The following is a 19,258-nucleotide window of genomic DNA, read 5'->3' as shown; positions in this document are numbered from 1 at the left end:
ATTACTCTCCGGAGAGATTTTTAATTTTAACAAGGAAACTCTTTAAATCATAAGGCTTCGGAATAAAATCATCAAAACCTGCAAGCCTTACTTTTTTCTCATCTTCTTTCATTACCGAAGCGGAAACTGCAACAACCTTAATACCCTTTAACGAGTTATCCTGCTTAATCAATTTAAAAACTTCAAACCCGTTTAATCCAGGCATATTCATATCAAGGATTATAAGGTCTGGAGTAGTTTGTTTTAGAGCCTCCAAGGCATCCTTGCCATCTGAGCATTTTAAAACATTAAACCCGTTAAACTGGAGATAATCAGAGGTTAGCTGCATATTAATCGGGTCATCTTCTGCAACCAGTATTGTCTTCATATAAAAACCTAGAAAGTAACCATTCCAAATTCCCAATTCGGCCGGTACAATGAATCAGAAAAATCAGAATTATTTTTATTCAGCCATTGCACGTATTCGCTCTCTTTGGTGATTTTTTTATCCATCTTTCCATCGTGGTTCTCATCAACATCAGCTGACATGAACTTTCCTTCAAAAACATTGACTACTACATCAACCTTCCCATCGTAATTGGTATCAGCTTCTATTTTATCAATCTTCTTGCCATCAGAGCTATGATACACAATATCAGGTTTACCGTCTTTATTAACATCAACCGATTTGGTTGCTGCCTTTTGCATACTTACCGCAGAGTTTGGCACAACTAGAACTTCCTGCGAATAAGCTGAACAATTGAACATACAGGACAAAACAAATAATACTCCCAGCGTACTAATAAACCTACCCATTCAACCCTCCTTGTTTTTTGTTGTATCTTCTTTTCATAACGCTTTTAATGATAAAATAAGTCAGAAAATAAAAAATCACCGCGCAAACCAATCCTAAGACTATGCTACCTAAAAATAAAGGCGGATAAAGATCGGCTATTTTTTTGAAAGTAATGCCCTTAAAATCAGACCATGCCAAGGAAGGCAAGTCGTCTCTTAAAATAAACTTCCCAATCTCATACCCTGCCCAAGTAATAAAAGGAACTGTTGGAGGAAGAGAAATATTCGTCCCAAGCAAAATCGCAATTTTGTTAGATTTCTTGACAAGGATTGCCGCGATAACAACCATTACCGTATGCAAGCCATAAAGCGGCATTATTGCGATAAAAACTCCAAGCGCAACTCCGAGTGCAATTTCATGCGGGGTGTTATTTAACCGCAGTAACTTAACTAAAACCTTCTTAATCTTCCACTTCAATTGTTTTCTTTCTTTGATTCTGTAATGCGTTCTTTCATGGACAGAGTATACGAAAAGACCCCATCCCCGCGGATTTTTACAGGAAGACGCAAATCATCATCGCTGATCCAGATATCAAATTTATGCGGAGTACTTGTAAAATACAGTGTTTTAAATTTTCCAGCGGGAACTTCAATTTCCTCCTTAGAAACAAGCTTTACTGTAAATTTTTCAGGAAGCCTAATCTCAGTTGACCAGCCTATCTTAAGATTAGGCACTTTACGCAGAGAAAACGGGAGCAAAACACCGTTATTAATAGGCCCGCTATCACTCTTAAATATATGTTTTTCGGTTTCCTTGCCGCTTTCAAATTTCGTTATTTCTACCTTATTATCACTAGGAGAATAATCTTCTACTATATTTTCCTTATGAAACCACATAGAAACGTCCCGCTCAACCTTAAGAGGCAACCCGGAAACCGCATGGCTGTAAATCCTCTCCGTATCATCAAAACCAGCAACACTTGTTTTAAATATTACCAGATTGGCTTTGCTGCCACTAAAAGGCACCAAACCAAAATCTTGATAATCAGAATAGCCAATAGGACTGATATCATAAATAATCTTTTCTAAAGGGACCTCTGCGGCAGGAATATTTCTTAAACAGAAGAAGCAAAAAAATACCAACAAAGAAAAAATATGCTTCAAAGAATAACCATTCTTAAAATCCCTATACACTTTCATTATACCTCTTATTATTTATTAAAGAATTCATTCCTGCTGAAGGCAATGCTGGACTACTCCACGTATAATCTTCTGCTCAATCTCACCAAGGCCAATAAACTGTATGCCTGTATTAAATAAATCCGGTTTAGTGCCATCAGGATTTACTTTTTTAGTCCATATTACAAGCCCATCCGAAACAATCGGAGCAGTCTTTTTACTTGTAATAAATAATTCTAACCTTACTATAGAAGCTTTGCTTAATTCCTTTTCTAAGATTACCCTTATGCCCCCTTCGCTCAAATTCTCGGTATAAGCATGGAATATGTAATCCTTCGGCCTGCCTGAAACAACCGTTCCTTCGCAGATAATATTTATCTTATATTTTAAACTAGCCCTTGGGTATTTTCTACGCTCTCTTACCTCTTTAGCCATTTAAGCTCTCCTTTAATCAATACTATTTATTCTACTCCAAAGGAAAATTCCCTGCAACACCTTTATATCTATTCTAAAAGACCCTTACGCAGACAGCGTAAGGGTCCTAAAAAAATCGGCCGAAAGCAGAAAAAATTTATTGCTGTTGTTTATTAAGCTGTTTCCATGTCTTATTGGGATCAGGCAATTCTGCGCGCGTCCCCTGATTAGCAAATTTGATCTTCTCGCGTTCTATAAGAATATACTGCCTATGCTTCTGGCGCATCAAACGAAATTCTTTCTTTAACTCACTTACTTTGTCCATGGCCAGCTTAACCTGATGATATAATTGCTGCTCTTCCTGTTGGTAGGCTTTAATCTTTTGTTGTAATTCTTTGCGCAGCTTCCCGACTGCTTCTTGCTTACGCTTCTTTTCGCTTTGCAAGCTATTAACAGCCATTTCTTCCTGCGCTAAAGCTCTTAAAGAAAAAACTAATGCCAAACATAGGAAAATTATTGAAAACCCAAGCTTTCGCTTCATATATATCCTTTAACTTATGTTCTTTTTTTTGTAGCAATATCCATCCAAACAGCCAAAAGAAGAATCATGCCCTTGATTATATACTGGTAGGTAATTTCAGTATCCATAAGGCTCATCCCATTATCAAGGCTGGCCATAATGAGAGCTCCAATTACCGAACCTAAAACCGTGCCCTCTCCGCCTAAAAGGCTTGTGCCTCCGATAACAACTGCAGCAATCACATCCAATTCCATGCCTTGTCCGGCAGAAGTTGTAGCTGCGTTAAGACGAGAAGTCAAAACAATCCCTGAAACAGCGGTTATTACTCCAAAAATCATAAACATGAACATGATTTTTTTATTAATATTAACACCTGAAAGAGTAGCTGCGTCAGGGTTTCCTCCTATTGCATAAAGCTGCCTGCCAAAGACTGTATTCTTGGCAATAAAATGGAAGATAAAAGCTAAAAGCATAAGCAACAAAACTGAGTAAGGAACTCCACGGTTTGAGATAAGAATAGTAAAAAATGCTACAATCGCTGCCACAACAAATAATATTCTTAAGCTTTGACGGAATATTGAAGAAACCGCAAAACCATATTTAACTCTCTGCCTCCTGCGGTTCAAATCATAAATTATAAAACAAATTATTGTCAATACTCCTACGGCAATACTAAACTTATGCGAAAGATAATGCTGGCCGATAAGCCTAAAAGTATCGGAAAGCGGGGCGATGGTTTCACCTTTAGTAATCCCTAAAACCGCACCGCGAAAAATCATCATACTAGCCAAAGTAACGATAAATGAAGGAACAAGCCGGTATCCCGACCAGAAACCATGCCAAACGCCGATGAGCAAACCCGACAAAACCGAAGCAAGTAGGGCAAATCCCGTGGGCCAACCGAGCTTTACCTGCAAGAAAGCAGCTACCGCTCCGGTAAATGCCGCAACAGAACCAACAGATAAATCAATATTTCTTGTTACAATTATAAAAGTCATCCCGACAGCAACAATAGCCACAGCAACTGACTGCAAAAACAAATTGGAAAGATTACGCGGAGAAATAAAAACTCCCTTGGTAAGAACGGAAAAAATCAGCCAGATACCAATAAGAGCTATAAGCATTGTATATTGCCTGATATTTCCGGAAAAAAGCGTTTTTAGATATGTCTTCTTATCTTTCTCCATGGCTATAACTTCCTCCTGTAGCAAAAAACATTATTTTTTCCTGCGTTGCTTCTTCAATCATAAGCTCTCCGCTAAACCTACCTTCATGCATGATCAAAACCCGGTCACTTATCCCTAAAACCTCCGGAAGATCCGAAGAAATAACAATGACTCCAACGCCCTTATCCACTAATTCATTGATAATGTTATATATTTCGGACTTGGCCCCCACGTCAATGCCGCGGGTAGGCTCATCAAGTATTAATACTTTAGGCAACGTCATCAGCCATTTGCCGATGACAACTTTTTGCTGATTTCCGCCGCTTAAATTTCCCGCTTTCTGCTCAATAGAAGGAGTCTTGATCTTTAATTCGGTTACATATTGCTCGGCAGACCTCACCTCTTCATTCTGATTAACGATGCTATGATTAGATATTCTCTCAAGGCTGGCTAGCGAAATATTCTTTTTTACATCTTCCTCAAGCACAAGCCCAAAACGCTTCCTATCTTCTGAAGCAAGGCTTATCCCTGCGTTTATCGCGTCTCTTGCGTCGCGCAATCTTAACTGCTTACCCTCAAGAAAGATCTTACCGGAAATTACACGCCCCCAAACATTAAACAAGCTCATCATCAATTCTGTGCGCCCTGCTCCTACCAAGCCGGTAATACCCAATACCTCACCTTTTCGTAAAGTTAGATTAACATCAGCGATTGTTTTATTAATCGCTGGATCAAATACTGTCCAATTCTTTATTTCAAGAAGCACTCCATCCAAAGCATGAGACTTGCGCGGATAAATATTAGTTAACTCCCTGCCAACCATTAACGCAATTAATTTATTCTCATTTAGATCAGTTTTATTATGCGTTGCTACTGTTTTGCCATCACGCAAAATAGTAATCCGGTCAGCGATATTAAAAACTTCTTTTAACCTGTGTGAAATATAAATACAAGTTACCCCTTTTTCTTTTAAATTCTTCAAAATCCCTAATAACTTTTCAGCTTCTCCTTCGGATAATGATGCGGTTGGCTCATCCAACACAAGAATCTTTGCATTCTTAGACAATGCTTTTGCAATTGCAACTAACTGCTGCTCACCTACGCCTAAATATGAAATTGGAAGCGCTGGATTTACATTGAGCCCAACAAGGATTAACACCTCGCGCGACTTGACATAAGAAACATCCCAATTGATAACTCCATACTTTGCAATTTCATCTCCTAAAAATATATTCTCCGCAATGCTCATTTGCCTGACAAGAGCAAGTTCCTGATATATAATGGCAACTCCTCTGGATTCACTGTCTTTGGTAGCCCTAAATAACTGCTCTTTACCATCAATAATAATATCCCCGCCATAAGTTCCAGCAGGATACACCCCGCTTAAAATTTTCATGAGTGTAGATTTCCCAGCACCATTCTCACCGACAAGAGCATGGATCTCTCCGGTCCGAACGCTAAACGTAACATTATCCAGCGCTCTTACCCCGGGGAAATCTTTATTAATTCCCCTCATTTCTAAGATGTACTCGCTCATATTTTAAACTCTATTTTTTATAAACGTCTGCTTTCTTTAAATATCCGCTATTAATCAAGACTTCATCAATATTATTCTTATCAACTACAATAGGTGTAAGTAAAATTGAAGGAACTTCAAGTTTATTATTACTGACGTGCGAAGTTATACCGGGGTCCTGCCCATTAACCATTTTTATTGCGGCATGAATTGCCTCTGTAGCTAAAGCGCGAGTATCTTTAAAAACAGTCATTGCCTGGGTTCCTTTAACAATCCTTTGTGCTCCGGTAAGCTCCGCATCCTGGCCAGTAACAGGAACCTTGCCTGCTAAGCCGACCTGCGTTAAAGCCTGAATAATGCCTCCTGCCGTATTATCGTTAGGCGCTAAAACTCCGTCAATTTTATTATTAGACATAGTAAGCGCATTCTGCATTAAATTCATTGCAACTGTCGGCTGCCAATCAGTAATCCATTGCTCCATTACTATTTTAACATCCCCTTTATCAACAAAAGGCTTTATAATTTCCATTGCCCCTTGTTTAAATAATTTAGCATTGTTATCAGTTGGAGCTCCGCCAAAAATGGCATAATTTCCTTTAGGCACCATTTTTGTAAGATACTCTCCCTGAAGCCGGCCAACCTGCAAGTTATTAAAAGAAATATAAAGGTTAACATCGGCATTTAAAACTAAACGATCATAAGAGATAACTTTTATACCTGCTGCGCGCGCATTATCCACGATAGCCGCGGCACTAGTTGCATCATGAGGAGCTAAGATTAAAATATCAATTCCTTGAGCAAGCAGATTCTCGCATTGCGACATTTGTTTTGAAGCATCATTATCTGAAACCTGTAAAAGAAGCTGGATATTTTCTGCTTTAGCAATCTCCCGCATTTTATCAGCATCTCTTACCCATCTTTCATCTCTTTGCGTAGGAAGTGAAACACCGATACGCATTTGCTTTGCCCAAACCAGATTATTCGCTGCTAATACAAAAAATAAACTAACAAATAACAAACCTACAAATCTACGCATACATTCCTCCTTAATTAATCAAATTCTATATTCTTGTGACCTTGTTCCTTGTGACTTGTGCCTTATATGTCTCTTACCACCAATGCTCTGCCTGAACTCCAAAATTTAAACCATTTGTTTTATCACGGTAACCTTCCCCTCCTATGGGAACTCCCTTAAAATCATCTCCCCATCTGCCATAAGTCGCATAGAGCCTAAACCTCGGATGGCTTCCAATATCAGTTCCCGGAGCAAGGCGAAGAGCAGTAGTAAACTTCATAAGAAAAGTATCATAATTATTTCTTGGAGAATTGATGTAATCAATACCCGGCTCAATTTCTAAGGCCAAATGTTTTGTAATTCCGATAACCGGCCTAATACCAAAGCTCCCCCAGATTTGCTTTGAGTTTGTGGCAAAACCGGTATCAGTAAATTGGTAAACACCATCTGCCTGCAAAGAAAGCCTGTTATTAATCCTTCTGGTTAACATATCTGTAAGCCGGATTGTCCATGAATTCTTATCATTGGTCGCTGTCGGAATATTGCCTCCTGCTGATAAAGAGGTACAAGCACCAAAACCTGCCTGAAAAGCAAACTGGTTATTATTAGTATCATCGGGAGTATTATGCATAAAACCAAAATCAACTCCCGGTACGCTTGGATAAGTGGTACTCTGGTAGCTACCTCCTTTAATATAGCCACCATTAATCCAAAATGTACCAAATCCTCCGGGGACTTTAACTTGTTTAAGAATTGCGCTTAAATTATTCTTTTCAATTCTTCCATGGTTAGTTGAAAGATTAACGTCTTTATCAGAATATCCGATATAAGCGATATCCAATTTTCCTAAATTGCCTACCCTGATATCTTCAAAACCTCCGCCGTAACCGCTTAAGTCATACCACCAAAAATCATTAAGGTCTAATTCCGGAAGACGGTAGAATCTTTCTCCAGCCCAAACCTTCAAATCGGGATCGCTATCAATGAAATTCCCCATCTGCGCATATAATTCGCGCAAACATACGCTATTGGTATTATCTTCTGATTTATTCTGCTGCGTTTGGTAGGAAACACGCATCTGGGTCCGGAATGCAACTCCAGTGGGGTCCGGATTCCAGTTGTTTTGCGCGAATATTGCTTCTAAGTAGGTATCCTGTTCATTGCCTAACCTGTATTTTGCAGGTGCTAATGGAGCCTGGAATGCTCCCATTTTTCCACCGCGGGCGTTAGTTCCATAGCCAGCCCTGTAAAAGCCTCCAAATTCAAATCCTTTTGTAATCTTTAAAATATCATCGTTAGATAATCCAAAAGGGCCTTGCCTTTCTTCTCCCCCGCTTACGCTTCTTGCAGGAGCCGGAGGCTGAGGAGATATACAATCTCTGGAGCTTTGTATCTTACAGACAGAAGATGCTGTTAGGTTAGGCTGCACAGCATTTATTCTTTTTTCCAGCTGTTCAAGGCGTGACTCTAATTTAGAGTTTAGCTCCTTATACTGCTGGCATTCTTTTCGCAGGGAATCAACTTCATTTTTTAAAGCTGAGATATCATCTGATACGGCTTGCGCGAAAACTGACGAGAAAACTACGAGGAGAAAAAAGGACTGGAATACAAAAACAGTTACCAATTTCATTAAGCGTGCTTTCATCCACCCTCCATTGTGTAAGGATTCGATAAAGCAATGCTAATTAATATATTTATTATACTTGCTTTTAAAAAAGTGTCAATGCTCCCAAGGGTATCAATAATTCTCAGCAAGAACTTCAAAATACGCTTGAGGATGTTTACAAGCAGGGCATTCTTTAGGAGCTGCCTCCCCTTCTACTACATAACCACAATTAATACAATGCCATTTTACTGTTTCTTTCTTCTTAAACACTTCACCATTAACAATATTATTAATTAATTTTCTGTATCTTGATTCATGGTATTTCTCAACCTTTGAAATCTGCTCAAAAGAACGCGCCACTTCAGGGAAGCCCTCATCACGTGCTGTTTTTGCAAAATCTGAATAAAGAGTTGTCCACTCCATATTCTCTCCGGCAGCAGCCTCTTCGAGGTTAGTTTTAGTATCCTTAATCATGCCTGCAGGGTAAGTTGCAGTAATCTCTACATCTCCGCCCTCAAGATGCTTAAAAAAAACCTTAGCGTGTTCTTTCTCGTTTTCCGCAGTTTCAGTGAATATATTGGCAATCTGCTCAAAACCCTCTTTTTTTGCAGCAGAAGCAAAATAAGTATACCTATTACGAGCTTGAGATTCTCCGGCAAAAGCCTTTAAAAGATTCTTTTCGGTTTTAGTCCCTTTAATTGAAGCTGACATAGTAACATCCCCTTTGTTTTAACATGCAATGCTTTTTTCTACTTCACTTTCCTTTAATAGCGCGTGATACTCCTGCAAAGACTTTGGCTGGCTCTGCTTTTTCTTTACAGCTTCAATACCATCCACAGTTGCACGGGCTGCAGACATTGTTGTTACATAAGGAATCTTATATTGAATTGCAAGCATACGAATATAACTATCATCGTGGACACTCATACGTCCAACAGGAGTATTAATAATCAAATTAATTTCTCTATTTTTGATACTATCAGAAATATTTGGGCGGCCTTCGTGTAATTTCTTTGCCAAAACCGAATCCACCCCTTTTTCTTTTAAAAAGCGCTGAGTATTTTCCGTAGCAAATATTTTAAACCCCAACTTTGACAATTTAGCAGCAATCGGGAAAAGCTCTGGCTTATCAGCATCTCTTACTGTCACCAAACAATTTCCCTCTACAGGAAGCTTCGTACCAGACGATTCCTCGGCCTTAAAAAATGCCAAACCAAAATCTTCATCAATTCCCATTACCTCTCCGGTTGCGCGCATCTCCGGGCCTAAAACAGGATCAACCTCCGGGAACATGTTAAAGGGAAAAACTGCTTCTTTAACAGCGACGTAAGGAAGTTTTTTATGCACAAGCTCGGGAAAATCGCTTAATTTTTTACCCAACATTAAAAGTGTAGCAATGCGGGCAATCGGAATCCCGACTACTTTTGATACTACCGGCACTGTTCTAGAAGCGCGCGGATTTGCCTCAAGGATATATACTTTATCGTCACAAATAGCGAATTGAATATTAATCAAACCCGCTACTTTTAATTCAGCGGCAATTTTCTTTGTCCATTCGTCAATTGTTTTTAAATGCTCCGGCTTTAATGTACGCGTTGGAATAGTACAAGCCGAATCTCCAGAATGAATCCCGGCATGCTCAATATGCTCCATAACCGCTGCAACAAATGTATCCTTCCCGTCGCAAAGCGCATCCACTTCACACTCAACTGCTTTTTCCAGGAATCTATCAATAAGCATCGGATACTCCGGGCTCACCTGTATCGCTTCTTTGGCATATTTAACAAGCATTCCTTCATCGTAAATAACTTCCATGCCGCGGCCGCCCAAAACAAAAGAAGGCCTGACCATTACCGGATAACCTATCTTTTTAGCAATCTTTACAGCTTCCTCCAGAGAAAATGCCGTCGCTCCCTCAGTCTGCCGGATCCCGAGCTCAATCATTTTCTGGCGGAAAAGTTCGCGGTCTTCTGCAAAAGCAATGCTTTTTGTGCTGGTTCCTAATATTTTTACGCCATTTTGTTCAAGTTCGGAGGCAATATTAAGCGGCGTTTGCCCTCCAAACTGGACAATAGCGCCTATTGGCTTCTCTTTCTCCCAAATTGCCAAAACATCTTCAACCGTCAATGGTTCAAAATATAATTTATTGGAAGTATCATAATCCGTTGAAACTGTTTCGGGATTACAGTTAATCATAATTGACTCTAAACCCTCATCTCGTAAAGCGAATGCAGCGTGGACGCAAGTATAGTCAAATTCAATTCCCTGCCCGATCCGATTAGGCCCACCGCCTAAAATCAAAATCTTCTTTTTATCGGAAACAGGGACCAAATCTTTACCCGGAGTATAAGTAGAATAATAATATGCTGCGTTTTCAACCCCGCTTACAGGGACTGGCTCGAAACGCGCGTTACCGACAACCTTTTTCCTGCGTGCCCTTACATCCTTTTCCTCTAATTTAAAGATTTTCGCAAGATACTTATCGCTAAAGCCCCATGCTTTTGCTTTCTTTAAAACATCATCCGATAATTTACTCCATCCGCATTTAAGCATCTCTTCTTCAAGTTCTACCATCTCCTCCATTTCCTGAATAAATGGCTTACCTATATATGTTAGGCCATAAAGCTCGTCTACACCCATACCTTTACGTAACGCTTCATACATGATAAACAAGCGCTGGCTGGATGGGAAAGAAAGCTTCATTTTTAGATCTTCCAAAGGTAAGCTATTAAAATCTTTTGCGAAACCTAAACCATACCTTCCTATTTCAAGCGAACGGATGGATTTCTGAAACGCTTCTTTGAAATTCTTAGCAATACTCATTACCTCGCCTACCGCCTTCATCTGAGTACCAAGAATATCTTTTGCTTTAGGGAATTTCTCAAAAGCCCAGCGCGCAAATTTAATTACTACATATTCCCCCCATGGCTCATATTTCTCCAATGTACCTTTTCTCCAATAAGGGATTTCGTCAAGATTTAAACCTGCAGCTAATTTTGTAGAAACGCGGGCAATGGGGAAACCCGTTGCCTTTGAAGCAAGTGCCGAGGATCGTGAAGTACGGGGATTGATTTCAATAACCACCAGTCGATCATCCTTAAGATTATGGGCAAACTGGATATTTGTCCCACCCACGACCCCGATAGCTTCAACTATTCTATAAGAATAATCCTGCATTTTCTTTTGCAATTCCTCAGGAACAGTCTGCATGGGAGCAACACAAAAACTATCCCCCGTATGCACTCCCATCGCGTCAATATTCTCAATAAAACAAACAGTTATCATCTGATTCTTTTCATCACGCACTGCTTCAAGCTCAAGCTCTTCCCAACCAATAACAGCTTCTTCAATTAAAATTTGATGTATAAGACTGGCATTTAAACCACGAGTGGTTAATGTGCTTAAGTCTTCATTATTATAGGCAATGCCGCCGCCAGTACCTCCCAAAGTATATGCAGGCCGGATTACTACAGGATAACCCATTTTTTGTGCAACCTTAAGAGCTTCTTCAACAGAAAGACAAATCTCTGAAAGAGGCACTGGGATACCAAGCTTCTTCATCGTAGCCTTAAATGCCTCCCGGTCTTCTCCGCGCTCAATCGCATCAGCCTTTACTCCAATAATCTTTACTTTATATTTCTCTAAAACCCCTGCCTTATTTAAAGCTGAGGCGAGGTTTAATCCTGTTTGCCCACCCAAGTTAGGCAAAAGCGCGTCTGGTTTTTCTTTGGCAATTATCTTAGTTACGCTTTCAACTGTTAAAGGCTCAATATAAGTGCGGTCCGCCATACCCGGGTCAGTCATAATAGTCGCCGGATTAGAATTAACCAACACAACCTCATAACCTTCCTCACGCAGCGCCTTACATGCCTGTGTACCTGAATAATCAAATTCACACGCCTGTCCGATAATTATTGGGCCGGAACCGATAATCAAAACCTTTTTAATATCATTTCTTCTTGGCATTGAAAACCCCTTTCAAGTGATTAAAATTTAAGCAGCATTATGCAAAAAAAATAGGCAGCCCTCAAATTTTTGAGAGCTGCCTAGAAACTGCTTCATTTAGCTTCGTTAATACATACATTAAACCAAACCTTTGTTTCCCTACATTAATTGATTTGCAGTATTATATTAGGGTTTGGCTTAAGAGTCAAGGATAATTTCATTTAAGAGCTTTCTCTATCATTTCAATTAACTCAACCGACTCAAAAGGCTTAACAAGAAACCCATCAGCTCCGCTTTCTTTAGTTTTTTGGGCAAGAGACTGGGTAGTAGCAGAGATTAAAATTATAGCTATATGTTTTAGCTTTAAATCATTTTTCAATATTTTAGCTACCTCATCACCATTTATTAGAGGTAAATACACATCAAGGATTATCAAATCCGGCTTAATTTGGTGCGCTAAATTTAAAGCCTCCTGTCCGTTTAAACCGGTAAAAACTTCATAACCTGATTTTTTAAGCCTGATTTCTAAAACCCTAAGGACATCAGGCTCATCATCAATAATTATAATCTTCTTTCTCATAATTAACCTCTGCGCTCTTTAACAGGCAAAGCAAAATAAAATGTAGCCCCTTTGCCAAGCTCAGAATCCGCCCAGATTTTTCCTTTATGCGCTAAAATTATATCTTTTGAAATTGCTAATCCTAAGCCTGTGCCGCCTTTTTTCTTATCCCTCGGGCTATCCAACTGCTCAAAAGCATGAAAAAGCCTATTCAAATCTTTAGCATCAACACCCGGCCCGGTATCCTGGACCGCTACAATTACCGAGTTGTTTACATACTTAGTGCTAATCTTAATACTTCCTTTTTCAGTATATTTAATAGCATTGCTCACCAAATTAGTAATAACCTGAATAATTCTATCCCTATCAAACCTTATCTTTGGCACATTATTATCTAAATCCAAGATAAAAAACAAGTTTTTTTCTTTTGCTATTAAATCCATGCTTTTATGAATTTCTAATACGACATTATTAATATCATCTATCCGAATATTAAACACCATTTTTCCAGCTTCTATTTTCTGAAAATCCAATACATTATTAATCAGCCTTCCCAGCCTATCAATATTATTTTTGGCAGTTTCAAGCAGTTCTTTCTGTTCAGGATTAATGCTTCCTGTTAGCCCTTCAATAACCAAGTTGATACCTTCCTTAATAACCGTAAGCGGGCTTCTCAATTCATGAGAAACCATAGAGGTAAACTTTGTTCTTAGTTCGGAGGAAGTTTTTTCATCCATTACGCGCCTTCTATCTTCCTCTGCCAGCTTCAATTCAGTGACATCATGAAAAAATCCCATAAGATATTCCTTGCCGGAAATTACGATAGGTGAAGAATTTATATCGGCATAAAAAATACTTCCATCTTTTCTTTTTACCGGTATTTCCCGTGCCAAAGAAATTTCTCCTTTTGCCTGCTTCTTAAATTGCTCAATAACATAAGAAATATCCTTTTCAGGATGAATATCCATAACAGTCAAATCTTTGATTTCCTCATTGCTATAACCAAGCATCTTACAAATTGCATTATTAGCCAAAAAGAACTTCTGGCTAACCTTATCGGCTAAAATAATCCCATCCACAGCATTATCAAATATGGTTCTAAACTTTTCTTCGGATTCCCTTAAGGCTATTTCGCTTTTTTTACGATCAGTAATATCTCTTCCTTCAGGAACAAGAAAAGTTACTTTACCATTCTTATCCTTAACGGGCTTAAGCGAAAAATCTATATAATGAAGGTTTTTATCAGCAGCAATATTAGTTGCCTCAAAACTTACAGATTCTCCACTTGCGGCTTTTGTTATTGCCTTGCGTAATTTATTCTGCATTTCTGCCGAATGTGTCCACCAAGGGGTATCCCAAAAAAACTTCCCTAAACAATCAGATTTCTTAATTCCGGCAAACTGCATCGCAGTATTATTTGCCTCAATAAGTACGCCATCGAGTGTCATCAAGCCGATAAACTGAAAAGACTGGTCAAAAATAGCGCGAACCTTGCTTTCGCTTAAACGCAATGCCTCTTCTGCCTGCTTAAGCTCAGTTATATCCCAAAAAAGCCCAAATAATCCTATAACATTACCATGATCATCTTTAAGAGGTGCTTTAAGAGTATGAACAAAAACCTCTTTGCCTTCCTGAATGTATTTTTCTTCAATTTCCTCTGTTTTGCCAGCTGACATAACCCGCTGGTCATCTGCTTTGTATTTATCAGCTAATTCTTTTGGGAAAAAATCAAAATCTGTCTTCCCAAAAATATCCTTTGGCTTAATCTTCAAATTTTTTGCGAAATTTTCGTTACAAGATATGTAATTTGAATTTATGTCTTTAAGAAATATCATTTGAGGTAAATTTTCAACAAGCGCCCTGTATTCCCGCTCCTTTACGCGGGCCAATTCATCCTCGACATACTTACGGTCTGTAATATCAACAAAAATCATAACTACGCCATCAATCTTATTATCTAAGGTACGATACGGCCTTATATATACCGAATACCAACGCATATCTTTGCTTTTTATCTGAAGGGATTTAGAATGGAAAGTATCTACAACTTCTAAAAGCATATTTTCTAAATCAGGGATATTTATATTAAGTTTAATACTTGTAATCGGCTTGCCGATATCAGAAGAGGCTACATTAAGCACCTTCTCTGCCTGAGGGGTTATCCTGCGAATTGACAAGTCTGTCCCCATCATTACTACCGGCATATTGATACTGCTAAGCAAATTTACTAAATCATTATTTAATAAAGAAACTTCGGCGTTACGATTCTGCAGTTCCTCGTTAGAAGTAATCAACTCTTCATTCGCAGACTGCAATTCCTCTTTAGCAGTTTCCAGCTCCTCATTAGTGCTTTGCAATTCTTCATTACTTGATAATATTTCTTCATTTGCGGTTTTTACTTCTTCATTAGCGCTCTCTTGTTCTTCTATAACTGTCTGAAGGTATTCTTTTGTTTCCAGAAGCTCTTTTTGCAGGTTTGCGTTTTTATCATTGCTACGCGCTTTTGGCAAATTCCTAAACTCTTCAGTTTTAATAACCTCATCAAAGAACACCAGGAAAAATTCTTCTTTTGGAATTCCATATTTTATAGGAATAACAGTTATCTGAACTTGCCTCCTATGGCCATTATGTTTTACATCCTGCGCTACTTTTTTTACTGTATGCTTTGTTTGCCTTGCCTGTGTGATTGCAGCTCGTAAAGGTAAAAACAGTCCATCTCGCACCAGCTTAAATACATTATGGCTTGGCTTACCTACCGCTGACTCAAGGAAACTACCAGTGTGTCCGCGGAAAGAAACAACTTCCATATCGCTATCTATCAGCACCCCGCAAGGAGCATACTCTCTAAGCATTGCCTGTTCTATTAAGCTCTCGAAATCAGTTTCTTTTTCTTTCTTAATGCTAACGCTTTTCTTAATTTCGACTTTCTTTAGCGGATAAAATCTTTCCTCCAATTGAAGCTCAGGCCCTATTGATACATATTTTTTTATAAAAATTTTCTCTTTCCTATCCAACGGCTTAAATAAATTTAAATAGCCTCCCACCGATTCTGAGCTTCCCAGGAAAAGAAAACCTCCGGGCTTTAAGCCATAATGAAAATTATGGAAAGCTTTTTTCTGTAAAACCGGCTGGAAATATATTAGTAGGTTCCTACAACTAATAAGGTCTAAATTTGAAAAAGGAGGGTCGCTAAAGACATTCTGTTTAGAAAAGATACACATATCTCTCAAGTTCTTTGAGATCTTATAAAAATTGCCTTGTTTAGAAAAAAAACGTTTTAAGCGCTCAGAGCTAACTGCGCCTTTTATGTTTTCGCTATAGATACCGCGGCGTGCCTTATTAATACAAATTTCGCTTACATCAGTAGCAAAAATCTTGATTCTTGCCGTGCTTGATTTATCCCCAATCAACTCCACAAAACACATAGCAATTGAATAAACTTCCTCTCCCGTAGAACAACCCGGAATCCAAATTCTTATCTGTTGATTTTTTGCCTGATTTTTAAGGATTAACGGCAATACCTTTTTCTTTAATACTTCAAAGGCTTTCTCATCCCTAAAAAATCCGGTAACCTTCAACAATAAGTCTTCGTAAAGATTACTTAACTCTTTTTTATCATCACTTAGTAACTTTATGTAATCTTTAATATTCTTTAGCCCTAATAAAAGCATCCTGCGCGATATTCTCCTACTAATAGTAGTGGCTTTATAATGTGTAAAATCAAGGCCAAAGTTTTGGCGTAATAAGGCAAAAATACTTACAAAACCTTTATCTTGCGACAAAGCTAATTTATTTGCTTTAATAATTTTAACGGACGACATAAAAGGATGCTTTACTATACGCCTTAGCTCAAGGACTATTTTTTTGGGCGAAAGGACAAAATCAACGCATCCGGCAACAACAGCACTTTGCGGCATTCCGCTATATCTTGAGCTTTTCTCATCCTGAGCAAAAACAATACCACCTTCAGCTTTTATGGCTTCGGCTCCCAGAGTACCATCTGAAGCTGTCCCTGAAAGAATAACTCCAATGCTCCTATTGCCTAACTCCTCTGCCAAAGAACGGAAGAAATAATCTATAGGCATATGCTTAAAATCATTATTGCTCCTCTTGCTAAGTATTAATTTTCTGCCTTGGATAGCAAGATTTGTATCCGGAGGCTTCACATAAACATGATTAACTTCAATAAGCATACCGTTTTTTATTTCTTTTACCGGCATTTTTGTTGTCCGGGCAAACAATTCCGGCAACAGACTTTTATGATTCGGAGATAAATGCATAATAAAGACAAACGCCATTCCCGGTTTATCAGAAAGATTCTTTAGTAAATCTTCGGAGGCTTCAAGCCCTCCTGCAGATGCCCCAATGCCAACTATTGGAAAAAACGGCACTATTTTACCTTTCATACCATCCTCCAAATAAAAAACCCAAATTCTGTATTCTTACAGAACTTGGGTTAATTTTTAATTTAACTGCCTGCATGTTTATCTCACAATATATTTTTTTAGAATTATTTGTCAAAAAACTCAAGCAAGCGTATTAATAGATTATTTTACCACTATGATAGAGAGCCGACAATAGATTTTATTCTTAAGTTGAGGCTTTACAACAAGAAGAAACATATAAACATTACCAGCAAGCCGAGTGGAACACCAATTTTAGCCCATTCCGAGCTTTTTATCTTAAGCTTACCTGCAGCAATAATATTTGGAATATTACCCGGTATAAGCATCCCACCTGCTATCAATAAGCCCAACAGAATTGACTTTAATTGAACCAAACTTAAGCTTGGGCTTATTTCAGCAGCAGCCAAAGTTGCATTATCCAAAACAGCTGAAACAACATTAAACCAATAAAGCCCCTGATAAGGCATCCTTACAATATAGGTATCAACTATGGGCTTAAATCCCTGCCCGAGAAAAATTAGAGCTACAACAAAAAAATAAACCTTAACCGTTCTTATTAAGATATCCTGCACATCTTCTTCCTTGTCCTCTTTTAAACCATATTTATTTTGGCGCTTTTTTGGCATTAAAATAAAGCCTGAAATACCAAATAAAAGAATCCCCGGAATTATAATAAACTTAAGGTGCTGGAATAAAAATAAGAAGCCGGCATAATAAGGAGCTCCCTTAAGCTTTGATACGGTAATAGTTGAGAGCGGCTCTCCTATCGGAGTTAAAGCGGCGCCTAAACCGATAGCAAAACAAGCAAGAACCACTAACAAAATCTCGTTCTTCCTATCCAATATCAAAAAAGTAACTATTTCAACAAGGATAAGAGCTGCGATGATAGCGGTGATAATACTTGATAAGAACCCAAGAGAAATTATCAAAAGGAAAGAAAAAAGTTTTATGCCAATTTTATCGGCAATCTTATTTACCTTATTTTTAATAAATTTCTTAAGGACAAAAAAAACTAAACCGGCAAGAAAAACCGCAAGAGTTATCTTTATCGGCTCAACCAAAGCCTCTTTAACCAAAGGGATGCTCCATTGCGATGTAACCGTAACCGCAATACATCCCATAATAAAAAGAAAAACCTCGAGCTCCTCCTCAATAATTTTTACCGAAAAAGGAGCGAATAAAACAAGAGCTAAAATAATAAATAACCCGACAATAACCATTTTCTATAAACTTATTCTTCTTTCTGATTAACCTGATTTGAACTAAGCACTACTGTTGCCCATAATTGAAATCTGTCTCCATGATACCTTCCGGAAGGTTCCATATCGCCACCGGGCACTGGCCCCCGAAACTCTTCTTTCATTCCACCCATACCAGCCATTGTTATTTCCAATCCTAAGCCTATAGGCTTATCCGGTTTTATCTCTATAGCATACGGCCGATTAGCTGATTTAACAAGCGGGACTTTCAGCTCATAAACAAAATAATCATTTTCTCTCCCGACCTTTGCTTCAATGCCCAATTTACAAGCTTCCTCCAAAGATAATTCTTTAGGATCATCCTTTAAGAATCCTTCTTTCTTTTTAGTATCGCGTTCTTTGCCAGCTTCTACCGGATGCGGCGGCCTGTCATGCTTACCTTTACCCTTACCATCCATAAGAGGGCCTTTTAGAATTTCCAATCTTTCCTGCAAACCTTCAAGAGCCTCAAGGCGTTTGTTGAATTTTATATCTGTCAATCTTTCTTTGTCTCTATCAATTAAACCACTCATATCTTCCTGATTGCGCCAATCCCTGCTCTCATCCCTTTTATCTTCCGATAGAGCAATCCCCATACTTCTTAAACCAATTGGGAAACGTATCCCAAATATTTTATTTTTCCCTCCCTGAGGATCAAACCACGCCACAAAGCCCGATTCCATCAGTTTGCTTTCTATCTTACGGTTTTTGGTAATCAAACAGATATACAGATAATCACTATCGTTAAGAAGATTAATAACCACTCTTTCTTTTTCATTATAATATGACTGCGAGCTTCCCCAGTCCGAATATTTAGCGTCAATAGTTACCGGGCATTCACGCCAATCGCTGGAAAGTTTTAAATCATCACATCCGGATAACAACATTAAAAAAACAAATATAAGCAAGATTTTTCTCAT

Annotated in this window: 16 protein-coding genes; all 16 read right to left on the bottom strand. The window is 38.5% G+C overall.

Annotated features, from left to right (window positions below; genetic code table 11):
- Window position 1 precedes the first annotated feature (1 nt).
- The 16 genes from PHO70_03760 to PHO70_03685 all read right to left on the bottom strand — a co-directional run bounded on the left by PHO70_03760 (window position 2) and on the right by PHO70_03685 (window position 19,258).
- A complete protein-coding gene (locus PHO70_03760; GenBank protein MDD5432085.1) occupies window positions 2-367 on the bottom strand; it encodes a response regulator in 366 nt (121 codons plus the stop codon).
- Between the two features lie 8 nt (window positions 368-375).
- Window positions 376-795, bottom strand: a complete 420-nt coding sequence (locus PHO70_03755; protein MDD5432084.1) for a hypothetical protein — start codon at window positions 793-795, stop codon at window positions 376-378.
- Complete coding sequence (locus PHO70_03750) at window positions 788-1,252, bottom strand: DUF2062 domain-containing protein (GenBank protein ID MDD5432083.1); 465 nt, start codon at window positions 1,250-1,252, stop codon at window positions 788-790. The genes PHO70_03755 and PHO70_03750 overlap by 8 nt, the downstream gene beginning before the upstream one ends.
- The gene (locus PHO70_03745; GenBank protein MDD5432082.1) at window positions 1,249-1,974 is read right to left on the bottom strand and encodes a hypothetical protein; all 726 of its coding nucleotides are present in this window, start codon (window positions 1,972-1,974) and stop codon (window positions 1,249-1,251) included. The genes PHO70_03750 and PHO70_03745 overlap by 4 nt, the downstream gene beginning before the upstream one ends.
- Before the next feature lie 27 nt (window positions 1,975-2,001).
- Window positions 2,002-2,388: a PilZ domain-containing protein gene (locus PHO70_03740; protein MDD5432081.1), complete on the bottom strand. Its 387-nt coding sequence runs from the start codon at window positions 2,386-2,388 to the stop codon at window positions 2,002-2,004.
- Between the two features lie 136 nt (window positions 2,389-2,524).
- Complete coding sequence (locus PHO70_03735; protein ID MDD5432080.1) at window positions 2,525-2,908, bottom strand: hypothetical protein; 384 nt, start codon at window positions 2,906-2,908, stop codon at window positions 2,525-2,527.
- 14 nt (window positions 2,909-2,922) lie between these two features.
- The gene (gguB, locus tag PHO70_03730) at window positions 2,923-4,074 is read right to left on the bottom strand and encodes a sugar ABC transporter permease (GenBank protein ID MDD5432079.1); all 1,152 of its coding nucleotides are present in this window, start codon (window positions 4,072-4,074) and stop codon (window positions 2,923-2,925) included.
- Complete coding sequence (locus PHO70_03725; protein ID MDD5432078.1) at window positions 4,061-5,590, bottom strand: xylose ABC transporter ATP-binding protein; 1,530 nt, start codon at window positions 5,588-5,590, stop codon at window positions 4,061-4,063. Before PHO70_03725 ends, gguB begins: the two co-directional genes overlap by 14 nt.
- 10 nt (window positions 5,591-5,600) lie before the next feature.
- Complete coding sequence (gene chvE, locus PHO70_03720) at window positions 5,601-6,605, bottom strand: sugar ABC transporter substrate-binding protein (protein MDD5432077.1); 1,005 nt, start codon at window positions 6,603-6,605, stop codon at window positions 5,601-5,603.
- A 73-nt stretch (window positions 6,606-6,678) separates the two neighbouring features.
- Window positions 6,679-8,229 carry a carbohydrate porin gene (locus PHO70_03715; GenBank protein MDD5432076.1) on the bottom strand — a complete coding sequence of 517 codons (1,551 nt, stop codon included), beginning with the start codon at window positions 8,227-8,229 and terminating at the stop codon, window positions 6,679-6,681.
- Window positions 8,230-8,322: 93 nt separating this feature from the next.
- On the bottom strand, window positions 8,323-8,901 hold the full coding sequence (locus PHO70_03710) for a rubrerythrin family protein (protein ID MDD5432075.1): 579 nt from the start codon (window positions 8,899-8,901) through the stop codon (window positions 8,323-8,325).
- An 18-nt stretch (window positions 8,902-8,919) separates the two neighbouring features.
- On the bottom strand, window positions 8,920-12,156 hold the full coding sequence (gene carB, locus PHO70_03705; protein MDD5432074.1) for a carbamoyl-phosphate synthase large subunit: 3,237 nt from the start codon (window positions 12,154-12,156) through the stop codon (window positions 8,920-8,922).
- 196 nt (window positions 12,157-12,352) lie between these two features.
- Complete coding sequence (locus tag PHO70_03700; protein ID MDD5432073.1) at window positions 12,353-12,715, bottom strand: response regulator; 363 nt, start codon at window positions 12,713-12,715, stop codon at window positions 12,353-12,355.
- 2 nt (window positions 12,716-12,717) lie between these two features.
- Window positions 12,718-17,100, bottom strand: a complete 4,383-nt coding sequence (locus PHO70_03695; protein ID MDD5432072.1) for a PAS domain S-box protein — start codon at window positions 17,098-17,100, stop codon at window positions 12,718-12,720.
- A 197-nt stretch (window positions 17,101-17,297) separates the two neighbouring features.
- Window positions 17,298-18,320: a DUF1646 family protein gene (locus tag PHO70_03690; GenBank protein ID MDD5432071.1), complete on the bottom strand. Its 1,023-nt coding sequence runs from the start codon at window positions 18,318-18,320 to the stop codon at window positions 17,298-17,300.
- A gap of 11 nt (window positions 18,321-18,331) precedes the next feature.
- Window positions 18,332-19,258, bottom strand: a complete 927-nt coding sequence (locus PHO70_03685; protein ID MDD5432070.1) for a hypothetical protein — start codon at window positions 19,256-19,258, stop codon at window positions 18,332-18,334.

This window comes from Candidatus Omnitrophota bacterium (assembly GCA_028715415.1).
Lineage (GTDB): Bacteria > Omnitrophota > Gorgyraeia > Gygaellales > Profunditerraquicolaceae > JAQURX01.
The sequence above is the reverse complement of the archived record's forward strand: the minus strand, read 5'-3'. Positions and strand labels throughout refer to the sequence as shown.

Bases quoted from the DNA above. Each gene is read 5' to 3' on its own strand.
- PHO70_03755 (MDD5432084.1), bottom strand. From the start codon at position 795: ATGGGTAGGTTTATTAGTACGCTGGGAGTATTATTTGTTTTGTCCTGT.
- gguB (MDD5432079.1), bottom strand. From the start codon at position 4,074: ATGGAGAAAGATAAGAAGACATATCTAAAAACGCTTTTTTCCGGAAAT.
- PHO70_03695 (MDD5432072.1), bottom strand. From the start codon at position 17,100: ATGAAAGGTAAAATAGTGCCGTTTTTTCCAATAGTTGGCATTGGGGCA.
- PHO70_03710 (MDD5432075.1), bottom strand. From the start codon at position 8,901: ATGTCAGCTTCAATTAAAGGGACTAAAACCGAAAAGAATCTTTTAAAG.
- PHO70_03740 (MDD5432081.1), bottom strand. From the start codon at position 2,388: ATGGCTAAAGAGGTAAGAGAGCGTAGAAAATACCCAAGGGCTAGTTTA.
- PHO70_03745 (MDD5432082.1), bottom strand. From the start codon at position 1,974: ATGAAAGTGTATAGGGATTTTAAGAATGGTTATTCTTTGAAGCATATT.
- PHO70_03735 (MDD5432080.1), bottom strand. From the start codon at position 2,908: ATGAAGCGAAAGCTTGGGTTTTCAATAATTTTCCTATGTTTGGCATTA.
- PHO70_03760 (MDD5432085.1), bottom strand. From the start codon at position 367: ATGAAGACAATACTGGTTGCAGAAGATGACCCGATTAATATGCAGCTA.
- chvE (MDD5432077.1), bottom strand. From the start codon at position 6,605: ATGCGTAGATTTGTAGGTTTGTTATTTGTTAGTTTATTTTTTGTATTA.
- PHO70_03715 (MDD5432076.1), bottom strand. From the start codon at position 8,229: ATGAAAGCACGCTTAATGAAATTGGTAACTGTTTTTGTATTCCAGTCC.
- PHO70_03685 (MDD5432070.1), bottom strand. From the start codon at position 19,258: ATGAGAAAAATCTTGCTTATATTTGTTTTTTTAATGTTGTTATCCGGA.
- carB (MDD5432074.1), bottom strand. From the start codon at position 12,156: ATGCCAAGAAGAAATGATATTAAAAAGGTTTTGATTATCGGTTCCGGC.
- PHO70_03700 (MDD5432073.1), bottom strand. From the start codon at position 12,715: ATGAGAAAGAAGATTATAATTATTGATGATGAGCCTGATGTCCTTAGG.
- PHO70_03725 (MDD5432078.1), bottom strand. From the start codon at position 5,590: ATGAGCGAGTACATCTTAGAAATGAGGGGAATTAATAAAGATTTCCCC.
- PHO70_03690 (MDD5432071.1), bottom strand. From the start codon at position 18,320: ATGGTTATTGTCGGGTTATTTATTATTTTAGCTCTTGTTTTATTCGCT.